Origin of the sequence: Perlucidibaca aquatica (genome assembly GCF_001676655.1) — a bacterium.
GTDB lineage: Bacteria > Pseudomonadota > Gammaproteobacteria > Pseudomonadales > Moraxellaceae > Perlucidibaca > Perlucidibaca aquatica.
The window spans coordinates 272,002-294,343 of sequence record NZ_LZDB01000002.1 but is presented as its reverse complement, the minus strand read 5'-3'; the positions used below and the strand labels follow the sequence as shown (position 1 = coordinate 294,343).

20 protein-coding genes are annotated in these 22,342 nt (G+C 54.9%); 13 read left to right on the top strand and 7 right to left on the bottom strand.

What is annotated here, in order from left to right; all coding sequences use genetic code 11:
* Positions 1–9: 9 nt before the first annotated feature.
* The 3 genes from A8710_RS05015 (at position 10) to A8710_RS05005 (ending at position 2,575) form a co-directional block, all read left to right on the top strand.
* Complete coding sequence (locus tag A8710_RS05015; RefSeq protein WP_068858401.1) at positions 10–681, top strand: response regulator transcription factor; 672 nt, start codon at positions 10–12, stop codon at positions 679–681.
* Positions 674–2,071 (top strand): sensor histidine kinase, encoded by a 1,398-nt coding sequence (locus A8710_RS05010; RefSeq protein WP_068858400.1) that lies wholly within the window; start codon positions 674–676, stop codon positions 2,069–2,071. Before A8710_RS05015 ends, A8710_RS05010 begins: the two co-directional genes overlap by 8 nt.
* A gap of 81 nt (positions 2,072–2,152) precedes the next feature.
* Entirely contained in the window at positions 2,153–2,575 is a 423-nt protein-coding gene (locus tag A8710_RS05005; protein WP_068858399.1) for an MAPEG family protein, read from the top strand.
* An 83-nt stretch (positions 2,576–2,658) separates the two neighbouring features.
* On the opposite strand, the gene A8710_RS05000 is transcribed toward A8710_RS05005, so the two are convergent.
* The 3 genes from A8710_RS05000 to glnK all read right to left on the bottom strand — a co-directional run bounded on the left by A8710_RS05000 (position 2,659) and on the right by glnK (position 4,918).
* Positions 2,659–3,045, bottom strand: coding sequence for an SCP2 sterol-binding domain-containing protein (locus A8710_RS05000; protein WP_068858398.1), 387 nt, complete (start codon positions 3,043–3,045; stop codon positions 2,659–2,661).
* Between the two features lie 191 nt (positions 3,046–3,236).
* The gene (locus A8710_RS04995; RefSeq protein ID WP_068858397.1) at positions 3,237–4,550 is read right to left on the bottom strand and encodes an ammonium transporter; all 1,314 of its coding nucleotides are present in this window, start codon (positions 4,548–4,550) and stop codon (positions 3,237–3,239) included.
* Positions 4,551–4,579: 29 nt separating this feature from the next.
* Positions 4,580–4,918 (bottom strand): P-II family nitrogen regulator, encoded by a 339-nt coding sequence (gene glnK / locus A8710_RS04990; protein ID WP_068858396.1) that lies wholly within the window; start codon positions 4,916–4,918, stop codon positions 4,580–4,582.
* A 448-nt stretch (positions 4,919–5,366) separates the two neighbouring features.
* On the opposite strand from glnK, the gene ccoN reads away from it, so the two are divergent.
* The 9 genes from ccoN (at position 5,367) to A8710_RS04945 (ending at position 14,024) form a co-directional block, all read left to right on the top strand.
* On the top strand, positions 5,367–6,788 hold the full coding sequence (ccoN, locus tag A8710_RS04985) for a cytochrome-c oxidase, cbb3-type subunit I (RefSeq protein WP_198341621.1): 1,422 nt from the start codon (positions 5,367–5,369) through the stop codon (positions 6,786–6,788).
* A gap of 12 nt (positions 6,789–6,800) precedes the next feature.
* Complete coding sequence (gene ccoO, locus A8710_RS04980; RefSeq protein WP_068858395.1) at positions 6,801–7,421, top strand: cytochrome-c oxidase, cbb3-type subunit II; 621 nt, start codon at positions 6,801–6,803, stop codon at positions 7,419–7,421.
* 2 nt (positions 7,422–7,423) lie between these two features.
* Positions 7,424–7,609, top strand: coding sequence for a CcoQ/FixQ family Cbb3-type cytochrome c oxidase assembly chaperone (locus A8710_RS04975; RefSeq protein WP_068858394.1), 186 nt, complete (start codon positions 7,424–7,426; stop codon positions 7,607–7,609).
* Entirely contained in the window at positions 7,606–8,490 is an 885-nt protein-coding gene (gene ccoP, locus A8710_RS04970) for a cytochrome-c oxidase, cbb3-type subunit III (protein WP_068858393.1), read from the top strand. The genes A8710_RS04975 and ccoP overlap by 4 nt, the downstream gene beginning before the upstream one ends.
* A gap of 120 nt (positions 8,491–8,610) precedes the next feature.
* Complete coding sequence (gene ccoG, locus A8710_RS04965) at positions 8,611–10,047, top strand: cytochrome c oxidase accessory protein CcoG (RefSeq protein ID WP_068858392.1); 1,437 nt, start codon at positions 8,611–8,613, stop codon at positions 10,045–10,047.
* Positions 10,048–10,085: 38 nt separating this feature from the next.
* On the top strand, positions 10,086–10,598 hold the full coding sequence (locus A8710_RS04960) for a FixH family protein (protein ID WP_068858391.1): 513 nt from the start codon (positions 10,086–10,088) through the stop codon (positions 10,596–10,598).
* Positions 10,595–13,030 (top strand): heavy metal translocating P-type ATPase, encoded by a 2,436-nt coding sequence (locus A8710_RS04955; RefSeq protein ID WP_068858390.1) that lies wholly within the window; start codon positions 10,595–10,597, stop codon positions 13,028–13,030. Before A8710_RS04960 ends, A8710_RS04955 begins: the two co-directional genes overlap by 4 nt.
* Before the next feature lie 20 nt (positions 13,031–13,050).
* Entirely contained in the window at positions 13,051–13,254 is a 204-nt protein-coding gene (gene ccoS / locus A8710_RS04950) for a cbb3-type cytochrome oxidase assembly protein CcoS (RefSeq protein WP_068858389.1), read from the top strand.
* Complete coding sequence (locus tag A8710_RS04945) at positions 13,251–14,024, top strand: sulfite exporter TauE/SafE family protein (RefSeq protein WP_082968674.1); 774 nt, start codon at positions 13,251–13,253, stop codon at positions 14,022–14,024. Before ccoS ends, A8710_RS04945 begins: the two co-directional genes overlap by 4 nt.
* A 2-nt stretch (positions 14,025–14,026) precedes the next feature.
* On the opposite strand, the gene A8710_RS04940 is transcribed toward A8710_RS04945, so the two are convergent.
* Genes A8710_RS04940 through A8710_RS04930 form a run of 3 tightly spaced genes read right to left on the bottom strand, consistent with a single transcriptional unit; the run spans position 14,027 to position 18,782 of the window.
* Positions 14,027–16,378, bottom strand: coding sequence for an efflux RND transporter permease subunit (locus A8710_RS04940; RefSeq protein WP_068858388.1), 2,352 nt, complete (start codon positions 16,376–16,378; stop codon positions 14,027–14,029).
* The gene (locus A8710_RS04935; RefSeq protein ID WP_068858387.1) at positions 16,375–17,403 is read right to left on the bottom strand and encodes a WD40/YVTN/BNR-like repeat-containing protein; all 1,029 of its coding nucleotides are present in this window, start codon (positions 17,401–17,403) and stop codon (positions 16,375–16,377) included. Before A8710_RS04935 ends, A8710_RS04940 begins: the two co-directional genes overlap by 4 nt.
* Positions 17,404–17,411: 8 nt before the next feature.
* Complete coding sequence (locus tag A8710_RS04930) at positions 17,412–18,782, bottom strand: DUF1329 domain-containing protein (RefSeq protein ID WP_068858386.1); 1,371 nt, start codon at positions 18,780–18,782, stop codon at positions 17,412–17,414.
* A 215-nt stretch (positions 18,783–18,997) separates the two neighbouring features.
* Here A8710_RS04930 and A8710_RS04925 point away from each other — a divergent pair, with 215 nt between their 5' ends.
* Positions 18,998–21,082 (top strand): DUF1302 domain-containing protein, encoded by a 2,085-nt coding sequence (locus A8710_RS04925; protein ID WP_068858385.1) that lies wholly within the window; start codon positions 18,998–19,000, stop codon positions 21,080–21,082.
* A gap of 3 nt (positions 21,083–21,085) precedes the next feature.
* Here A8710_RS04925 and A8710_RS04920 read toward each other — a convergent pair whose 3' ends face one another.
* Positions 21,086–22,123 (bottom strand): AraC family transcriptional regulator, encoded by a 1,038-nt coding sequence (locus A8710_RS04920; protein WP_068858384.1) that lies wholly within the window; start codon positions 22,121–22,123, stop codon positions 21,086–21,088.
* Positions 22,124–22,342 lie beyond the last annotated feature (219 nt).

Sequence of the window (22,342 nt, the reverse complement as noted above, 5' to 3'; positions counted from 1 at the left end):
GCCTGCCCCATGCGCATTCTGATAATTGAAGATGATGCTGAAATCGCACGCTACCTTCGCAAGGGCTTAACGGAAGCAGGTCATGTCGTCGAACACGCCGATAATGGTCGCGATGGTTTGTATCTGGCAACGGGCGAGTCCTTTGATGCCATTATTCTGGATCGCCTACTGCCGCAAATGGATGGCCTGACGGTACTCACCGCCTTAAGAAGTAGCGGCGCGACCGTTCCTGTATTAATTCTGAGTGCCCTGAGCCACGTCGATGAACGCATTAAAGGCTTACGCGCCGGCGGCGATGATTATTTAGTCAAACCTTTTGCCCTCAGCGAACTGCTAGCGCGAATAGAGGTCATTACTCGCCGCCAAACACCGTTTGAAGCCAATAATGAGCTCCGCATCGGCAATCTCAGCCTCAACCGACTCACTCGCCAAGTCCATCGCGGCGACGAAGAGATACTCTTGAAGCCTCAGGAGTATCGCGTCTTGGAGTACCTCATGCGTCATGCAGGCCAAGTGCTTACGCGCACCATGCTTTTGGAAAATGTCTGGGATTATCATTTTGACCCCCAAACGAATGTCATTGATGTTCATATGTCGCGCTTGCGGGCAAAAATTGATAAGGCGCCGTGGGCTCCGCTCATTCACACCGTTAGGGGTGCCGGGTATAGCCTTCGTGAATAAGCTAACGCCTAACTGGTCTACTGCGACCCGCATTACGGTATCCAATGCAGGCGTCATTCTGGTCTGCTTTCTGGTCTTAACTGCAGGCGTGATGCTGTTGAGCCAGTACTTCATGCGCCAGCATATTGAAGAAAGTGTGCGTGCCGAACTCAATATTCTGGACGCTGAATTTCAACTCGATGGCTTACGCGGTGTGACTTCGCTGATTAATAGTCGCCTTAAAGAGTCCTCCCCCTTAGATAGACGCAGTTACTTCTTAACCGACGCCAACGCGCAAAAACTTGCCGGCAACCTGACCCACTGGCCATACGATTCGCTACCTGCAGACGAATATGTTTGGCTGCCCAGCCACCACGATCACGACGACTACAGCCTGGTGGTCATGTGGCACCAGCTGCCACAGGGATATCGCATTCTGGTGGGATTTGATGAGCGCGAAATGGCGTATGTGGAGCGCAAAATTCGCCAAGGTGCAACCTGGAGTCTGCTGCTCGTTCTGCTACTTTCGTGGCTTGCTGGGCGCTATACCACGCGCTTGGCATTAAGGCCCATTGGCGAAATTCGCCACACGGCGAGTCTCATCATGCAAGGTGATTTGCGTCATCGAATCCCCATCCGCCACACCGGCGATGAGTTCGATGAGCTCGCAAATACCCTCAATGACATGCTGGACCGTATTGACCGACTACTCGCCGGTGTACGTAATGCCACCGACAATATTGCTCACGACTTACGATCCCCCCTCACGCGTCACCGAGCACGACTAGAAAGCCTGCTTGCCGATGCCCATAAAGGCACTGACATAGTCCCCTTGATTGAGGCGAGCCTGACGGATGTTGATCAGGTTTTGGTCACCTTTAATGCGCTACTGAAAATTGCCAGTGTGGATTCGGGCGTGCTTCGAGCGGACTTCACCCTCGTTGATTTAAGTCTTCTGGTTGTGGATGCGGTGGAGTTTATGGAGCCGCTTGCGGAGTCCCGCGAACAAACCCTCACGTTCTCGCTACCGACCCAAGCCATCAGTCTCGGTCATCGCGACTTGCTGTTTCAGTTACTGATTAATTTGCTCGATAACGCACTGAAGTACAGCCCGCCAAAGAGTCTTGTCACGATATCGCTGAAACCAAACGCCAATAATTGGCAGCTTGAAATCAGTGACCAAGGTCCAGGGATTCCTGATTCCGCCACGGCGAATGTGTTTGATCGGCTGTTTCGTCTCGATGCGACCCGACAAACGCCAGGGCTGGGGCTTGGGCTGAGCCTGGTGAAATCCGTCGTTCAACTCCACGGCGGCGAAATTGCCTTATTGCCGGCACAAGCTCACCAGGAAAAACCGGGGCTATGTGTACGTGTGCTTCTGGCAAACACCCGTCACTCAACGCCTTTGTAGACGATTGAAAGCCGTGTAGGACTGTGACTCAGGGCTTAAGTCGTGTACTTTTCTCCTGTCACTTACTTAACGAGAAAAATCATGACCCTATCCCCCGCCATTTGCGCTCTCTTGTGCTTTGCTGCACTTACGGCCCTCTTAGCCCTGAGCTATGCGAGTTATCGTGTCGGTTTGGTGTTAACCGGCAAAGCCTCTGCCAATGCGTGGACACGCGGCGCGCAAACCTGGAGCGATCCTGCCTTCTTTGTTCGTCTTCAACACGCGCACCTGAACTGTGTTGAAAATCTGCCCGTATTCGCCGCCATTGTGCTGGCCGCCTATGCCACCAATCAGCTCGCGATTGTGGATGGCTTAGCCATGGTATTTCTGGGCCTTCGCATTGGTCAGGTCTTAGTTCACGCCATCAGCACCAGCCCCACCATGGTTTTCATTCGTGCCAACTTGTGGATCGCGCAAATGCTTATCGTGGCTTATTGGATCGTAAACCTTTGCTCGGGCCTGTAATGACCCGCAGCTTCGGCTAAATCGGCGCGAAAAAAAACCCACCAACAGCGCACTGTTGGTGGGTTTTTTAATCCAGCACTAAATTAAGCAGTCATTTCCAAAATCTGCTTAAACAGGGCCTTCATTGGCTCGCTTGGACGAGCGGACTGCATGGCCATGATCTTGCTCATGTCGCCTTCAACTTTCAGTTGACCCGTCATGAAACCTTGCATACCCGCGCTGGCATCGCCTTCGAGGAAGATGCGACGCAGCAGCTCAGCCGACAAGATCAGCTTAGTGCCGGCTGCGGCGTTGTGACCCAGCTCAAACTTGCCGCCATTCAGGGCGAGATCGACTTTGCCTTCCGGAGCGTCGTTGACGGTGACGTTCAGCAGCAGATTAGCGAGGCCAGCAGGTACATTGAGGTCGCCCGCAGCGGCGGTCAGTTCAGCGACTTTTGCAAACCATTGTTGCGACAGGAAAGCTGCCATCTTGTTCTTCTCCAAAAAAGTAATTGTGTAAACACCGGTCTAGTGAATCGCCGGAGGTTGAACCTACACGATGACCGTGACACTGGCAACCAGTCAGTCACGAACTTTGTTGGCGCCCAAACGCTGCAACAAAATGGTGCAACAAAGTCGCGCCGCGCACCAGTTTGGTGATCGCGGCGCAACCTGCCACATTAGCGGATGTCGTAACCCTTCTCATCATGTAAGACGAGATCCAGACCTTCCGTTTCTTGTTCAGCCGAAACACGCAGGCCGCCAGTCAGCACACCCGTGACCTTCAACAATACCCAAGTCACGGCCGCGGTATACACAACCGCAACGCCAACGCCCAAGGCTTGAGCTGAGAACTGATCGGCAATGCTGGCATTACTGCCACCGAAGCCAAAGCCCGAGAAGATACCCAGATCCGGGCTGGCCAGAACCGCCACAATCAAGCTACCCAAAATGCCGCCCACGCCGTGCACCGGGAAAACATCCAGCGAATCATCAATTTCCCATTTGCGCTTAACGATTTGCGTCATGTTGAAGCAGACCAAGCCCGCGAGCACACCAATGATCAACGCACCCATGGGGCCTACGCTGCCAGCGGCTGGGGTAATCGTGCCCAAACCCGCCACCATGCCGGTAACAATACCGAGCACAGAGGGCTTACCGAAACGCTTCCACTCACACAGCATCCAGACCAAAGCGCCGGCGGACGCTGAAATGTGCGTGACCAGCAGCGCCATGCCTGCACTGCCATTTGCAGCCAGTGCCGAGCCGGCATTAAAGCCGAACCAACCGACCCAGAGCATGCCCGCACCGATGACTGTCATTGTGAGGTTGTGCGGAGGCATCGGCGTTTTGGGGAAGCCACGACGCGGACCAATCACAATAGCCGCAACCAATGCAGCGATACCTGCCGTGATATGCACAGTGATACCACCGGCAAAGTCGATGACGCCGCGCTGAGCCAAGAAACCGCCGCCCCAAACCCAATGCGCTACCGGCACGTAGACAGCAGCCGTCCACAGCAAGGAGAAGATCAGTGTGGCGGAGAACTTAACGCGCTCGGCAAATGCACCAATAATGAGCGCTGGAGTAATGATGGCAAAGGTCATCTGGAAGGCGGCAAACAGCACTTCCGGGATATCACCCTGCATCGAGTCGCGGTTTATGCCGGCAAAGGCAGCCTTGCTGATACCACCAATCCAGTCTTGAGCAACGCCGCCGTCACTAAAGGTCAGCGAATACAGGCCTAAGAGCCACAGCACGCTAACGCCACCCGCAATGGCAAAACACGCCATCAGAATAGACAGGACGTTTTTACTGCGGACTAAGCCGCCGTAAAACAACGCCAGACCGGGCAAGGTCATAAACAACACCAACGCAGTAGCCGTGAGAATCCATGCGGTGTTGCCGGAATTCAGAGCGACTGTGTCGGAGGCAAATGCCAGGTTTGGCAGCAGTAAGAAAAGGCTAATAAAGCCCGCCACGCGAGGAAGCATGGTGTTCTCCTAAAAGTGTAGTTTTAACGTTAGAGCGCGTCGTCGTTGGTTTCGCCGGTGCGAATACGAACGACTTGCAGCAGATCAGTCACAAAAATTTTGCCATCGCCGATCTTGCCGGTGGCTGCGGCCTTGGTAATCACCTCTATAACAGAATCCAATTGGTCATCACTGACGGCGAGATCCAGACGCACCTTGGGCACAAAATCGACCACATACTCTGCACCACGATAGAGCTCTGTGTGGCCCTTCTGGCGACCAAATCCCTTTACCTCGGTCACGGTCAAACCGGTTACACCGATATCGGAGAGTGCTTCGCGAACATCATCGAGCTTAAATGGCTTAATGACTGCAGTGATCATCTTCATAACTAACCCCTTGATTATTAAACAGATCGAAAATTTCAGCACGCGATTACAAGCTAACGTTCAGCCAGCATCTTACTGGCTTAAAGGTATCCGCTCCAAATCGGCAAGAAATGGCGAACTGTATTTGGGCAGACGACTCGCGCCGCCCTGTTTTAGAGCATGCACAAACTAAGCCAGTTTTTCCCGGAAACCGAAAGTCCGGCTAAAAACAGGATACGAACAGTACTTGAATTAAATTATGAAAAAACTACCTGAATAGCCTTACATTTTCAGTGCGAATTCTTGCGCCAGCGACTAAAATGCGCCCGCCCAGCACCACTATTCGGTGTTGAGTCAGGCGGCCAGAGCGTGTTCACCCTCTGCCTTATGGCAAGCCTCTGTAACTCGCAGGAAACTGCGAAATGCAGGTTGCCAACGCTTAAATCTGCTACTTATACAGGAAGCAATCATGTCCCATGCTCCGTCAGGCGCCGCGCCGGCGTATCACATGCAGGTGGTCAGGCAATTTGCCATCATGACCGTCATTTGGGGAATTCTGGGTATGGCTGTTGGCGTATTAATCGCCTCTCAGCTGGCCTGGCCCGCTCTCAATTTTGACACCGCCTGGTTTTCCTTTGGCCGCTTGCGCCCTCTGCACACCAACTTGGTGATCTTCGCCTTTGGTGGCTCTGCGCTGATGACAACTTCGTTTTATGTCGTGCAACGCACCACATTAACGCCGCTGTTCATGCCCAAGCTCGCCCAGTTCGTGTTCTGGGGCTGGCAGACGGTCATCGTTGCCGCGATCATCACACTGCCTATGGGACTGACTTCGGCTAAGGAATATGCCGAGCTGGAATGGCCCATCGACCTTCTGATTGCCGTGGTTTGGATTGCTTATGCTGCGGTGTTCTTTGGCACGCTGGTTAAGCGTCAGACATCGCACATCTATGTGGCGAACTGGTTCTATGGTGGCTTCATCATCACCATTGCGCTATTGCACATCGTGAACTCGATGGCGATGCCCATTGACACCTTCAAGTCCTACTCCATGTACTCGGGTGCAACGGACGCGATGATTCAGTGGTGGTACGGCCACAACGCCGTGGGCTTCCTGCTCACCGCCGGCTTCCTCGGCATGATGTACTACTTCGTGCCCATCCAGGCCGGTCGTCCGGTGTACTCGTATCGTCTCTCGATCGTGCACTTCTGGGCGCTGATCTCGGTCTACATGTGGGCCGGTGCGCACCATTTGCACTACTCGGCACTGCCAGACTGGACACAGTCCTTGGGTATGGCGTTCTCGCTGATTCTGATTGCACCGAGCTGGGGCGGCATGCTCAACGGCGTACTGACACTTTCAGGCGCTTGGGACAAACTGCGTTCCGATCCGATCATCCGCTTCCTCATCGTTGCCCTGTCGTTCTACGCCATGGCCACGTTTGAAGGCCCGATGATGTCGATCAAGACCGTTAACTCGCTGTCACACAACACCGACTGGACCATTGGCCACGTGCACTCCGGTGCTCTCGGCTGGGTTGCCATGATCTCGATTGGTTCCTTGTATGTGCTGATTCCGCGTCTCTGGGAACGCCAGGCCATGTACTCGACCTCGCTGATCAACCTGCACTTCTGGCTGGCGACGATTGGCACCGTGTTCTACATCGTCTCCATGTGGATCTCGGGGATCACCCAAGGTCTGATGTGGCGCGCCATTAACGCCGACGGCACGCTGACCTACAGCTTCATTGAAAGCGTTGTAGCCAGCCACCCGATGTATATAGGTCGCATGATCGGTGGTGCCATGTTCCTCACCGGCATGCTCATCATGGCCTACAACGTGTTCAGAACGGTTCGCGGCGATACGCCAAAAGACCTGCCGGCCGCCTAAGGAGAATGCACCATGGCTTCTAAGCATGAATTAGTCGAAAAGAATGTTGGCCTGCTGGCATTCTTTACGGTCATTGCCATCAGCTTTGCAACGCTGGTCGAAATTGTTCCGCAATTCTTCCAGAAAGAAACCACTGAGCCGGTCAAAACTTTGGTCAAGCTCAGCCCGCTGGCCATGGAAGGCCGCGATGTTTACATCCGTGAAGGCTGCCACGTCTGCCACACCCAGATGGTGCGTCCGCTGCGTGCCGAAACTGCACGCTACGGCCACTATTCAGTAGGTGGTGAGTCGGTTTGGGATCACCCCTTCCTGTGGGGTTCCAAGCGTACCGGCCCAGATTTGGCTCGCGTGGGTGGTCGTTACTCCGATCAATGGCATCGTGCGCATTTGATCAATCCTCGCGATGTGGTGCCTGAGTCCATCATGCCAAGCTACCCATGGCTGGAAACCACTGCGTTGGATGGCCGTTTGACCGCCAAAAAGCTGGAAACTTTCCGTAATTTCGGCGTGCCTTACACCGACGCGGATATTGCCGGCGCAGCAGAAGCAGTCAAGGGTAAGTCCGAACTGGACGCCCTCGTGGTCTACCTGCAGCAACTCGGTCATGCCTTTAAAGACAGAGGGGTACGGTAATCATGGACAGCGGGACTTTGCACGGCATCGCCACCCTCTTCGCGATGGTGGCTTTCTTAGGGATTTGCTGGTGGGCCTACAAGCCTTCCAATCGCAAGCGCTTTGAAGAAGACGGACAACTCGCGCTGGACTCTGACCCGATCTATCAAGCACGCGCTGAAAAGACGAAGAGTGGAGAAACGAAATGACTGATTTCTGGAGCGGTTACATCATCGTTCTGGCACTGGCCAACATCGTGGTCGTGTCTTGGCTGTTGATGTGGACTCGCAAGATGGACCTGTCGGAAATGGCCGAAGACGGCACCACAGGCCATGAATACGATGGCATCAAGGAGTACAACAACCCCCTGCCGCGCTGGTGGTTGATCTGCTTCTGGGGTTCCATCGCTTTTGCTTTGGGTTATCTGGCCCTGTATCCAGGCCTAGGTAAGTTCCAAGGCCTGCTGGGCTGGACCTCCCACGGCGAGTTGAAGGCGGATGAAGCCGCTTATGACAAGCAGTTTGGTCCGCTGTACGCCTCCTTCGCCGCCATTCCGATTCCGGAACTGGCGAAAAACGAACGTGCCATGAAAGTAGCTGGTCGTATTTTTGCCAACAACTGCGCGGTTTGCCACGGCTCTAACGCACGCGGCGGCAATGGCTTCCCGAACTTAACCGACCACGACTGGCTCTACGGTGGCGAACCTGAAAAGCTGGTGGAAACACTGACACTGGGTCGCAACGGTGTCATGCCGGCGTGGCTAGACACCATGGGTGAGCAAGGCGTTCGTGAAGTGGTGGCTTATGCCCTTTCGCTCTCAGGTCGTAAGGTCAATGCCGATCTCGCCGAAGCTGGCCAAGCACGTTTTGGCGTGTGCGCGGGCTGTCATGGTGCCAACGGTAAGGGCAACCCGGCCATTGGTGCGCCCAACCTAACGGACACCACGTGGCTTCATGGCGGTACACAGAAGAAAGTATTGGAAACTGTCTTCTACGGTCGCCAGAATCACATGCCTAGCTTTGCCAAGACCTTGGGTCCAGAACGTGTTCATTTGATGGCGGCTTATGTTTACTCGTTGTCGAACAAGTAAGTCTGATACGAGCAATCATTAAAATGCGTTAACAAACACAGCCTGCGACCATTTGTCGCGGGCTGTTTTGTTTCAAAAGGCCGTAAAATAGCGGACATTGTCGAATCGTCGGAAGTAACCATGAGCCAGCAGATTCCAACCCGTGACCTCTCGCCCGATCCGGTGAAAGTGCATCAGCCACAAATGATGGACTTGTACGCCAAGCGCGAGAAAATTCATGCCCGCTCCATTTCTGGCTTTTTTCAATACATTCGAAATGTCTCGCTGTTTGCCACTATGGCGTTGTTTTTCCTGCTGCCCTGGCTGAATTGGGAAGGCCGTCAGGCGGTCATTTTTGATCTGCCCGAGCGTCATTTTTATATCTTTGGGTGGACCTTTCTGCCGCAAGATTTCTTCTTTTTGTCTTGGCTTTTTATCATCGCGGCCTTTGCCCTATTCGCCGTCACGGTGCTCGCCGGTCGTGTCTGGTGTGGTTATACCTGCCCTCAGACGGTGTGGACCAAAGCCTTCATGTGGGTTGAGGAACTTGCCGAGGGCAACCGCAACGCGCGTATGCGCCTCGACAAAGCCCCCATGAGCATCGGCAAATTCCTGCGCCGCACCGTTAAGCACAGTGGTTGGGTAGTCATTTCGGTCGCCACAGGTATCGCCTTTATTGGCTACTTCACCCCCGTCCGCGATCTGTGGGAACAAGTCAGTACCGGCACGCTCGATTTTTGGATGGGCTTTTGGCTGGGCTTTTTCTCACTGGCGACCTACCTGAATGCGGGCTGGATGCGTGAGCAAATCTGTCTGCACGTCTGCCCCTACGGCCGCTTCCAAAGCGTGATGTTTGATCGCGACACCCTGATTATTTCTTACGACTATCATCGGGGTGACCCACGCGGTTCGCGTAAACGCGGCACCACCGGTGAAGAAGCGGGACTGGGCGACTGCATCGACTGCGGCATGTGCGTACAAGTCTGCCCCACAGGCATTGATATTCGCGATGGCCTGCAGTTCGAGTGCATCCAATGTGCCGCCTGTATCGACGCCTGCGATAGCGTCATGGATCAAATGGGCTATGACCGAGGCTTGGTAAAATACACCACGGAAAATCTCCTGGAGAAAACCGGCGACGGCCAGTACCACTTTATCCGCCCTCGCCTCATTGGTTATACCGTGGTGCTCAGCCTGATGATGGGCGCGCTACTGTATGCACTGATTAGTCGCGTGCCTTTATCTGTAGAGGCTTTGCGGGATCGTGGCCAGCTCTATCGCGAGAATAATGACGGTTGGATTGAAAACAGCTACACGCTGAAAATCCAAAACAAAGCACAAACGGCAGCCGAGTACGAAATTCGGGCCAAGTCGACGACGTTCCCCGTACAACTGGATGGCGAACCCATCGTCATTCGCCTGCACGCCGGTGAATTAGCGACGCGCCCCATCTCGATCACGGCCGACCCGGAAGTGATTACAGCCAGACGAGCCGAGATTGAAATTGTCGTGACGCAGCGCGGGAATTCGTCGGTGCGTGCTGAAACGAAAAATACCTTTTTGTCGCCTCAGCTTTGACGCAACCGCGCCAAGCTAAAGCCACTCCCGGAGCATTTATGAGTACTAAGCCGAATACCAGTGCCGCCCCGATCGTGCCTTGGTATCGTCACCCTTGGCTTTGGTTTGTTATCGCCATCCCTGCGTTTGCAGTCGCCTTTTCGCTGCACTTTGTTTACCTCGCCGTTATTCATCGCGATGCCGTGGTGCGTGATGATTGGTACGAAGATGGCAAGTCCATCAATAACAGCTTCAGCCGAGATGAAGCCGCGTTAGCCTTAGGCTTAGTAGCGAACATCACGTTTGATGACACGACGGGTGAGGTATTACTGACGCTGAACGCCAAAGCACCGGTTGAAGCGCCCAGCATTGAGCTGAACTTTGTGCATAGCACCCAAAGCGGTAAGGACCAGAAATTGGTCTTACAACGCCTGATGGGCAACAGCTATCGTGGCCAGCTCGCGCAGCCACTTGATGGCGTCTTCCAGATTGAATTATCCACCCGCGATTGGCGCTTAGCAGGCACACGCCGCTTACCTTCACAGGAAGGCATTAGCCTACAACCCGAGTGAGTAACTGCTACCACTGCGACCTGCCCAATCCGGAAGGGTCTGGTTCAGATCATACGCCCCGCTATCACACCCTGGTGCTTGGCGAGCGGCGAGCTTTTTGTTGCCCCGGCTGTGTCGCCGTTGCAGAAAGCATTGTGTCCAGTGGTTTATCGTCTTACTACCAAGAACGAGATAGCAGCAGCCCCACCGCCGCCCTGCCCGAAGCGCTTGAAGACCTCCTGCGATTTGACCATCCTGCGGCACAAAGTGACTTTGTACACCGTGAAGGCCGCTATGCCTGCACCGAGCTTAGTTTAGAGAACGTCAGCTGCGCGGCTTGTGCCTGGCTAATTGAGCGTCGCTTAACGCAAGAACACAGCGTTGCCCAAGCTTCTGTGAATCTCAGTAATCATCGACTGCGTTTAGTTTGGGATGACAGCCAGCGGCCTTTGAGCAGCTTGCTGAAGGTACTCGAAACGGTGGGCTATCGTGCCCGCCCATTCCAAGCCGACACCCATGCTGCCCAGCTCAAGCGTGAGGCAAGGACGCAGCTCATTCGAGTCGCCCTAGCCGGCTTGGGCACGATGCAGGCCATGATGTACGGCCTAGGGCTCTATATCGGTGCCTTTCAAGGCATTAGTGATGAATATCGCGACTACTTGCGCTGGATTTCTGGCGTGGTGGCAACCCCGGTCTTTTTCTACGCCGGATGGCCTTTTTATCGCGCCGCCGTCAACGCCCTGAAGGCCCGCAGCTTGACCATGGACGTGCCTGTGTCCATCGCGCTGATTTTTGCCTACACCGCGAGCTGGTATGCCACCGTGACCCAAAGTGGAGAAACCTACTTTGATTCGGTCTGTATGTTTATTTTCTTTCTACAGACCAGCCGATATTTAGAGCTGAAGGCAAGACAGCATGCCGGAGAAACTGCGGCCAGTCTGATGCTGATGGAGCCTCGCCTCGCCCAGCGCCGTTTAGCGGATGGTCAATGGCAAACAGTGGCCAGCGATGATTTGTTACCGGGCGATGTCATTCTGATACGCGCCGGGGAGTCCGTACCCTGTGATGCACGGGTGCTCCACGGCAGCAGCAGTGTTTCGGAGGCCTTCATTACCGGCGAGCCACTGCCCGTCAATAAACAGCCCGGTGCCGATTTACTGGGTGGCAGCATCAACGGCGAGCAAGTTCTAGAAGCTGAAGTCACGCGCGTGGGCCAAGAGTCTGTGCTGGCCACGCTGCAGCAACTGCTTGCACGTGCCTTGTCAGAAAAGCCGCTGATTGCCCAAAAAGCGGACCGCATGGCGCATTTCTTTGTGGCACGCGTGCTGGTACTGGCCGTGCTGACCTATGTGGGATGGCAGTTTGTTGATCCCAGCCATGCCTTTTGGGCGGTGCTGGCCGTATTGGTAGCCACCTGCCCTTGTGCCCTCTCTCTGGCGACACCCGCCGCGTTGACGGCGGCCACACACACGCTGGCGCGAGAAAGCTTCTTGCTCACCCGTGGCCATGTCTTGGACACGTTAGCCGCCGCCACGCATGTGGTGTTTGACAAGACCGGTACGCTAACAACAGCACAGCTCATCGTAAAAAAGCTCGATACCCAGGCATTACCGCGTGAGCAGGTACTCAGCCTGTTGGCCGGTCTTGAGGCTGGCTCCGCGCACCCCATTGCCCAAGCCATTACCGCCCTCGCCCAGCAAGAACACGCGGTGGCCACGCCATTTAACGAACCGCCTAGCCAAATCGCTGGCTCTGGCGTATCCGCCTCGCATGAAGGCTTTATCTATCGCTTAGGTCATGCTCGGTTTGCCTGTGCAGAAAGCTCGGCAACCCACGAGTCCGCCTTAACCTTGTATCTCACTCGCCAAGCCCTTCATGCCGAAAATACGCCTCGCGTCGTGCTCGCCTGCATCACGCTGGAGGATCAATTACGGCCCGAGGCACTGCCGGTGATTCAGGCTTTACGCGAGCGCGGTTTGCAAACCTATTTGATGTCCGGTGATCATTCCGCCGTGCCACAACAAGTCGCTGAGGCACTGGGCATTGATCACTGCCAAGGCGCCATGACACCGCAGGAGAAACAGCAGGCCATCGAGAAATTGCAAGCCAGCGGCGCCATTGTGGTGATGGTTGGAGACGGCGTGAACGATGCCCCAAGCTTGGGCCAAGCCCACCTCGGCATTGCCATGGGCTCGGGCACAGACTTGGCGCAAACCACGGCCGACGCGGTTCTACTCGGCGATCGCTTACCCGCCTTGTTGCCCGCGTTTCGCATGGCCGATCGCACAGCACACATTATTCAGCAGAACTTGCGCTGGGCCGTGGGCTACAATCTCGCTATTCTGCCGCCGGCTGCCTTGGGCTTTGTACCGCCTTGGTTGGCCGCGCTGGGCATGTCCTTAAGTTCACTGGTTGTGGTCATCAACGCCCTGCGCTTACGCCAGCGTCAATAACCGCTCATAGAGACATCCGCATGGAAGTCATATACCTGCTTATTCCCCTCAGCCTGCTTTTTCTCGTGGCCTCTGTCTGGTTCTTTTCCTGGGCCGTGCGGAATGCTCAGTACGATGACTTACAGGGCCCCGCGCATCGCATCATTTTGGATGATCGTGATCGCCAGCGCACCCTCACTGAGGCCGCCAAATCGTCCACCGAGGCCGGAGACACATCGCCATGATGGATCTGAGCTGGTTGGCTACGGCCTTCGTCATGGGTCTGCTGGGCGGCACCCACTGCGTGGGCATGTGCGGCGGCCTCAGCAGTGCCTTTACCTACGCGCTGCCCGAGCGATCACGCCACGGCATCGCCCTCGTCGGTTGGCAGCTGATCTACAACAGTGGTCGTTTACTGACCTATATGCTGCTGGGCTTGTTGGCAGGTTTTCTGTTGACTGGTTTACAAAATCTCGGCGGGGTTGGTACGGCTATTCGCTGGTTTGCCGGTCTCTTTATGATGTTACTTGGCGCCTATTTGGCCGGATGGTTCCAAGCCCTGGCAACGTTGGAACGTATCGGTGGCCCGCTGTGGCGCTGGATGGCGCCATTACGTCAGCGCCTGCTGCCCATCAAGCATCCGGGTCAGGCACTCGCCGCTGGCATGCTCTGGGGTTTCTTACCCTGTGGCCTCGTATACAGCGCCATGGCATTAGCGATCACACGCGCCGAACCTAGCCAGTCCGCGCTGGTCATGCTCGCTTTTGGTTTGGGTACGCTGCCAACGCTGTTAGTGACAGGCACAGCATCCGCCCAATTACGACGCGTACTTCAGCGGCCCGGCACACGCCAAACCGCAGGTGCGCTGGTTATTCTCTTTGGACTTTGGACCCTCATCGGGCCGGAACTCATACCGCACGGCCAGCATCATCATGAGTCATCGATGACGCCGGCTGCCGTGAACCACGAACAAATGAACCATGAGCACATGGATCACGGCAGCATGCATCACTAGCGTTAGTCGCGAATATGATGCGGAATCATGTAGCGGGTAATTGCAGGGACCAGCAATACCGCGGCCACCATGTTGGCGAGGAACATAAACGCGAGCAGCACACCCATATCGCGCTGGAACTGTAACTCCGAGAACATCCACATCGCGACCGATAGCGCGAGCGAGAAGCCGGTGAAGATCACTGCCTTGCCCGAGCGTTGCAGCGTGCGGTAATGCGCTTCTTCCAGTTTCATGCCCATGCCCATGCTTTCTTGCAGAATGGCGTAATGGTAGATGCCGTAGTCCACGCCAATGCCCACCGCCATCGCCAGTACCGGCAGCGTCGCGACCTTTAGGCCAATGCCGAGCAAGGCCATGAAGGCATAGGCCAGCACCGACACCATCGCCAGCGGCAAGCCGATGGACAGCACCGACGCCGCGTCACGGAATGACAACCAAACAAACAGCACGATGATGAGGAACACGCCAATCACGACCTGCTTTTCATCGGCATGGATAACTTCGTTGGTCGCGGCCATGACACCCGCGTTGCCCGTCGCCAGTCGGAAGGTCATGCCATTGGGCTTACGCTCAGCATTAAATGCCTTAACCGCATTCACCACATGTTCCAGCGTTTCCGCTTTGTGGTCTTTGAGGTAAATAAAGACAGGCAAGGCGCTGCAATTGGCATTAAACAAACCGGCACTGCTGGGCAGCAGACTGGTGGCACGAGACAAGGACTGGGCATTACGCGGCACCACGTCGGCGTGAGGACGGCCCTCGTTAAAGCCGACATACACCTGTCGTGCATAGGTCAGCGCAGAGAAGGCCTTGGCCACACCCTCTACGTTCTCCATACGCCACGCGAAGCGATCCACTTCCTCCATCCATTCATAGTTGATGCAGGCATCGGGCCCCGCCTCAGCAATGACTTTCAGAATGTCGGCACCGAGCACGTAATTATCGACGATGGTGGCGGTGTCCTGGTTGTAGCGTGAGTCGGCACGCAGCTCAGGCACGCCCTTTTGGATGTCCCCCACGTGAAGGTCCTGGTAATGCCAAGCCCCCCAGATCGTGACCAAAATGGCGCCACCAATAACCACTTTCGATTGCACAGGACGCGTCAGCTTTTTCAGCTGATGCCAGCACGGGTCGAGCAAGCGCTCACGAACGCGCTGCGCTTCCTTAAACTGACTGGCATTGCTCACCGGCATATACGACAGCCAGATCGGCATCAGTACCTTGTTGGTGATGATGATGGCGAGGCAGCCCAGCGACGCATTCAAGGCCATGTCTTGAATGGCTTGAATCTCGATAATCATGATGGTGACGAAGCCAATGACGGCCGTCAGCAAGGCAATCGTGCCCGGAATGGCAAAGCGTCGGAAGGTGATGAGCGAGGCTTCCAGGCTGGTGTTGCCGGCATCCACTTCGGTCACCCACGCATTTACATATTGCACACCATGAGAGATCGAAATTGACAGCACGAGGAAAGGCACCAAGACCGCGAAGGGGTCCAAGCCCATGCCAAAGACCACCAGCAAGCCAAAGTTCCACATCACCGACACGAGGGCGCAGACCAGCGGCATCACCGCCATCCGTAAACTGCCGCAATAAATCCACAGCAGGCCGGTGGTCAGCAGCAGGGTCAGCAAGAAGAAGATAAAGACTTGGCCCGTTGCATCGGTCATATCCCCCACGACCTTAGCAAAACCAATGACGTGAATGGTGACGCCATCTTTCTCATACTTGCCGCGAATCGCCTCCAGCTGATCCGCTACCTGTTTGTAATCAATGCGATTACCAGTAACCGGATCAACCTCTAGCATTTCCGCGAACACCATGCCGCCGTGCTCATCGTTAGAGACTAGACGCCCCACGATACCCGCCTTGCGGACATTCGAGCGCACCTGCTCCATCATCTCAGGGGTGGGCTGATAGTCCGCCGGAATCACATCGGCGCCACGTAAACCATCTTCAACCACTTCAATGTAGCGCGTGCTGGGCGTGAACAGCGACGACACGCGCGCGCGATCCACGTTGGGCAGGAAGAACACATCGTCGGTGACTTTACGCAGCTTCTCTAGGAATGCCGGCTGATAAATATCGCCCCGCGTGTTTTGCACCGCCACCAGCACAATGTTGGCGCCACCAAAGTCACGCTGGTACTTCTTGTACACCTCCATGTAGGGGTGATCGAGCGGAATGGTCTTTTCATAACCGGCATCGGGTGCCAGATGGCTGCCGCAATACAGCAGAATCAGCGTAATGAGGCCAAGAATGCCGAGAGTGAGTTTGCGCCTAGCAAAAACCAGCGGCTCAATGACTGCAAGAATACGTCGGGTGCGTTCGGAGAGAACGAGAGACTCTTTCACTTGGTGAGCTCCGGCAGCTTAATTCGAGAGACACCGTGCATACCCACCACCAGCAAGTGCTGACCTTGGAGAGCAACACGGGAATAGGTCGCAGAACCCTTATGCTTAAGCAATGTCGCGGAGGTAAACGCAGGATCTACTAACAGTGTCGTGGCATCTGCCCCAACAAAGACCGCACGACCATCGGGCAATAGGCTGCCCCCAAAAAATGATGATTCAACGGGCACAAGGACGCGTCGAAAGCCGAGCTTCAAGGCTTGAGCATCATCCGGACTAGGGGTAATGAGCGGATCGAAACTGGCAGGATCGCCTGATTGCAGACGATTAATGTCGTCAATGGCGAACAAACGACCACGCTGACCATAGACCAAGGCGGTATTCGCCGAGGTGGGCAACACACCAAAATACGAGCCCGCATACGCGGGTGCCGACAATTTCCATGTCAGACCGCCATCACGCGAAACGCCTAACAAGCCGCGCTCACCACTGACAATCAGCCCCCCCTCACCTAAGTTGGCGATGGCATTCAAATGCAGGCCCGAAAGTGACAGCGCATTCTCCACGGGCTGCCACGTCGTGCCGCCATCCTCAGTCACCAACATGAGGCCAAATGCGCCCAGGGCATAACCCCGTTGCGCAGAAACAAAGGCCACATCATAGAGGGTGTTCGGGCGTTGATCTGAAATGGTCTGATGCTGCAAGGTCCAGCGTTGGCCGCGATCAACACTCCGTAAGATCACGCCATCATGTCCGACCGCAAATAGGCGGCCATCCGGCAGGGCAATGACTCGATTGATCATCGCCCGCGTCGGCACCGAGCTCTGCGTCCAATTCACGCCGTCTTTTGAGCTGAGGATATGACCTCTCGCACCGACGGCAATAAAGCCCTTGGGCAGCGCCACGACATCGAGCAGAGTGCTAGATGTCGCTTTGGGCATGATCTCGGCGTGGCCTGCGGGTGCCGCAGCACTGACGCCCGCAGAAAGTGTCAGCAAAGCCGCACACAACAGGTATTTCAACATCATCTAAACCCTTATTTGGACATGCTCTGCGGCAAGAAGTGGCTGTCTTTGAAATCAATGGTCCAGTCACTGAACTCACTTTCATTCAACAGACCCGTTGCGTAGTAACGGCCACTCAGCAAGTCATAAATAAACTCTGGGCTTGGCGAAACCGTTGGCAGGAACGGAACGGTGGCCAGATGCGCTTCTTGGAATTTCCACAGTTGGTCGCGGTTGTCATAGCAATCCACAGCCGCAATGGCATAGGAGTCCTCATCGACATAGAAGCGACGCTTTTTGAACTGATGGCGCTGACCGGCTTTCAACGTTGCCTCAACAACCCAGACGCGATGCAGCTCATAGCGAGCGTGATCTTGGTTGGCGTGGCCTTTGGTCAGAATGTCTTTCACTTTGTGTGTTGGTGACGACATACGCACGCTGTTGTAAGCAATCAGCATGGGTTTCTTGCCTAACAGCTTCCAGTCATAACGTTCCAAAGAGCCGTTGAACGTATCCACTTGGTCGTTGAATTGCTCACCATCCGCACCCAACGTCGGGTTATCGAAGCCCACATCCGGTGCGCGACGCACACGACCTAGACCCGGATCAAACAACCACGCCGAACGCGAGCCCATAATGGGTTCATGAACCAGCGTAGTCTGCCCAGCGACTCGCGCGGGTGCTTGGTTCTTGGCTAAGAAATACAAGGCCAGCTTGTTGTCTGCCGGTGCTGGATTTTTGTAGTTGGCGTAAACGAACTTTACATCCGCAATAAAGCGCGACTGCTGAATGCCACCGTCCTGCGAGACGATGGCGGAATTGTTCACCAAACGCACCGCATTACCGCGATACTTCAAACGGTGATTCCAGATCACTTCAGCGCCGGTTTTCGGGATAGGGAATGGGAAGCCGATGGCAGCGCCTTTCAGATCATCCGTACCTTGCAGCGTGGCTGATGTAGCGTTTTTCTTAGTGGCCGCGTAAATCTGCTCGGGGAAAAACCCGGTGCGTTCGGTGGGGTACACATTCATCTTGTAAGTCGGGTACAAGCGGAACATGGCCTTATGGCCTTCGGTGAGCTGGGTGGCGTATTGCGCCATGTTGGCGCGAGTGATGGTCAGACGGGGTTTATCATCGGCCAGTTTACCGGCCAGCAGGGCATAGGCCCCTGTTGGGTTATTACGCCCCATCGCAACCAATGCAGGTCGATTAATGTCCAACTGGGCCTGACTGTAAAAGCTCTTTCCCTGCCATGCCGGAATGAGGCCATCCGCCGATGCCCCCATTTCAGCGCCAACCGGCGTCAGATCTTTGCCTAAACGATCAGCCTCAGCTGCGGACACACCGGCCTGAGCTGCGCCGGATAGCAGTAGCAAAACGCTCATTTTTAAGAGTTGGTTCATTCTTCTTATTCTCCCGCCATTTTTTTTGATCTAAGCGCTGTCGTTACAGGCATGCAGCACGATGTAGTCGATCAGTGTACGAAGCCACCGATAGTCATGAATTGGCCTTGCGGCGAACAAGTAATTTCTCGCCGGCCAATGCCACCTTGGCACACCCCTGCAAAAGATGCGAATGGAAAAAAACACCGCCCCCCAGTTTGTCCGGAAGAATAAAAATGACACAACGCGGACTTGTATGGGTGACCTGCTTATTGACTCTGTCGACCCCTGCCTGGGCGCTCGAAGGCGAATTAGCGGGCATCCGTTTTGATGTTAAGACCAATGTTTTAGCCGGCGTGGCTTTTCGTGCCGAAGATCGCGACTTAAATCAGGTCGCCAAACTCTCCATTCCCGGCCAAGAGAGCCTCTGCGATGGCAATGACAGTGCGGGCCAAGCCAGCAATGGCTGCACCAGCGAGCAGGGCAATCGCGATTTGATCAATGCCAAAGGGGCGTTCACCGGCACTAACTCGGACGATGGCAACTGGAATTACGACAAAGGCGATATTACCGACTCGTCAATTCGCATATCCCCCGAGATCAAGCTGCAACGCGGCGATCTGAAAGTCGAGTTCTCCGGTCTTTTCTACTACGACCCCGTGAACGCCAATTTTGAAGAGTTTCACGCCGACAGCACCTACCAACCGGAACGCACTCCACGCGATCAGAATGTGGTTGATATTTACGCGCGCCGCGCCGAGCTGCGTAAGGCTTTTTTTCAGTACACGCCGGAAGTATTCGGCCTGCCCATTAACTTGAAAGTGGGACGGCAAGTCCTGCCCTGGGGCGAATCATTATTGACCCTGTTTCACAACCTGAACCAACTCAATCCACTCGATGCCAATGCCGCTGTTCGTCCCGGCTTCCAGCTCAGTGATGTATCTACGCCCGTCAATATGGCCGTACTCAGCTTCCCCATTTTGGATAGCGTATCGCTCGAACTAGTGGCACCTCTCGAATGGCGTGCCGTTCGCGCCCCACCCCACGGCAGCTTCGCCTCCACCTTGGATCCCGTGGATAACGACTACCTGACCCTAGGCCTTGGCAACCAGAAGGAAAATCCGGATGGGGTTTCTACCGCTTACGGGGTTAATGGCTTGATTACCGATACCTCCTACAGCCCCCAAGTGCTACCTGCCGAGTTTGGCTATGCCTCAAATAAAGGCCAGTACGGCGGTCGCTTAACCTATGTGGCTGATTGGCTCAATAACGGCACCGAAGTGAGCCTGCATTATTTGCACTATCACAGCCCCTTTCCTTACCTGAGTGGTTTTGCGGCAGATGAATCGTGCTGGCATCGATCCAGTGGCATTAACGGCACCGCCGCTTTTTTAGATGCACTGGCTGACTGCCGTGGCTTTGCTAACTCCCCCGTTGGTGAAAACCCACTCACCGTCGATACGCTCAAGGTATTCCTCGATTACCCCGAGAACATCGACCTACTGGGCCTGAGCTTCAACACCAATGTGCTAGGCGTCGCGTTTTCCGGCGAATACGCGTATCGCCCTAATATGCCCCTGCAAATTCTAACAACTGATGTGTTGTTCTCGTTATTACAGCCCGCCCTGCCCACACAAGACTTGGTTGCTGCGCCTAACACGCCCGTGCGCGCCGGCACCGTTATTCCCAGTGGCGAGAATGCACTGCCGAGTTACATTGAAAAGTATCGTGGCTTTCAAGTTCAGGGGAATCAGTACGTGCAGGGCTACGAACGCTTCCCCGTGCATAACATTTCGTTGTCGTTTCTTAAGCTGTTTCCACACAATCCGTTTGGAGCAGATGACATGACGACGATTCTCGAACTCGGCGCGACCTATATCGAGAACATGACCGGGTCACAGGTACTGCCCTTGAATGGGCCCGGCGAAAATACGCATACCAGTCCGGGTGCCGATGGCACGGGCACGGCCACAGGTGCTCCCGATATTCGCCGACAGAATCCTACCCAGCAAACATGGAATCGCCCAACTGAACTGTCTTACGGCTACCGCGCCGTGGCACGCTTTGCCTATAACAATTTGATTCCGGGCGCCGTGTTTGAGCCCAGCATCATCTTCTTTCATGACTTAAAGGGCATTACGCCTGCGCCACAGGCTAACTTTATTGAAGGCCGCAGAATGGCCAATCTCGGCATGGTGCTGCGCTTCCCCAATCAGCTGCAATTGGGTGCGGGTTATGAAGCAAAGTTCGGTTCCAATATTCGCGAATACCTTGAGCGCGATCGCGACCGTGTTCTTTTCTACGGCACCTACAGCTTTTAATGACTAAAGCTTAGGCGCCACATCATGGCGCTGATGGCGAGCCCGGAAATCTGCCGGTGTCTCGCCATGGCTCCAGCGTTTAAAGGCTCGATAGAACGTACTGGGCTCGGAGAATCCTGCGGTAAATGCAATTTGAGAAATGCTCTCACTGCTCCGGCGTAACATCTCTTTGACTAAACGACGGCGGCAGTTTTCCCGCTCACGAATGAAGTGCGTACCCAACGTACTGAGTCGATACTTCAGCTCGGTGGTGTTGAGGCCCAAGGAGCGGCTGGCCGCTTCCAACGTCACCTCTCCCCGCTGCAACAAACTCGAGATAACTGTCTGCACGCGCAGCAGAAAATCTTGCTCTTCAATTTTGCGCAACGCACTACGGGCGTAATTTTCATGCATGCGCAAGAGCTCAGGCTCTGCATAACCACAGTTGCACGCCAACACGGCAGTATCGAAATAAATGCGATTTTCACTGCAGCCAAAGTGCAAAGAACAATCATAGATCGTGGTGCGTTCGGCCATATTGACTGGGGCCTCACAAGCAAAATCGATGCGGGTCGGCTTGAACTGGTTGCCGGTAACCTCCCGATAAAATGCAATGAACCCCAGTAGCAGACACTCGGTGTAGTGCCTGAAAGCATTCACATCCGGGCATCGCGACTGCAGATGCAAATAGCTGGTGTCGCCCAAGCCATGCAATTGCACCGTAATGGCATCGGACAATAAGCGCATGTACTTAAAGCTCGTGACTAGGGCATCTCCAAAGTTTGGCGCGCCGAGAAACAAGCAACTTTGCACACTGCCCCGGGACGACGGCAGATGCCTGCCAATGCTTAAACCAATGTCTGGGTCGCCGGTAAAGTGCTCAAGCGCTGTCCAAAAGTGAATGACTCGATCGTGGGGGTAACAAAAATCAGGCTGCTGAAATTGCTTAGCAGAGTACCCCAGACTTTCTAAAAAAGTCTCGGCGTCGTGGCCGGCCCGTCCGATGGCCTGGTAGCAGAGCACGGCAAATCGGCCGCGATCAGATAGCGTCTTGTTCATCATGGCGATGTCAGCTAGGCGTTTTATTATTTTTGATCGGTAGATGTGCTTCAGCACATCACCTTTGGCCGCAATGTATCACTTCATTTGCTGAAATGTAATTTTTTGTTTGCCAGCGGAAACCCAAAAGCTGCCGCGCAGCTCGACTCAAGGTTTCACATTGATCTTTCCGTAAACGCAGGAATCTCTTGTCTATGTGCGCTAGCACACAGAACTTATTAA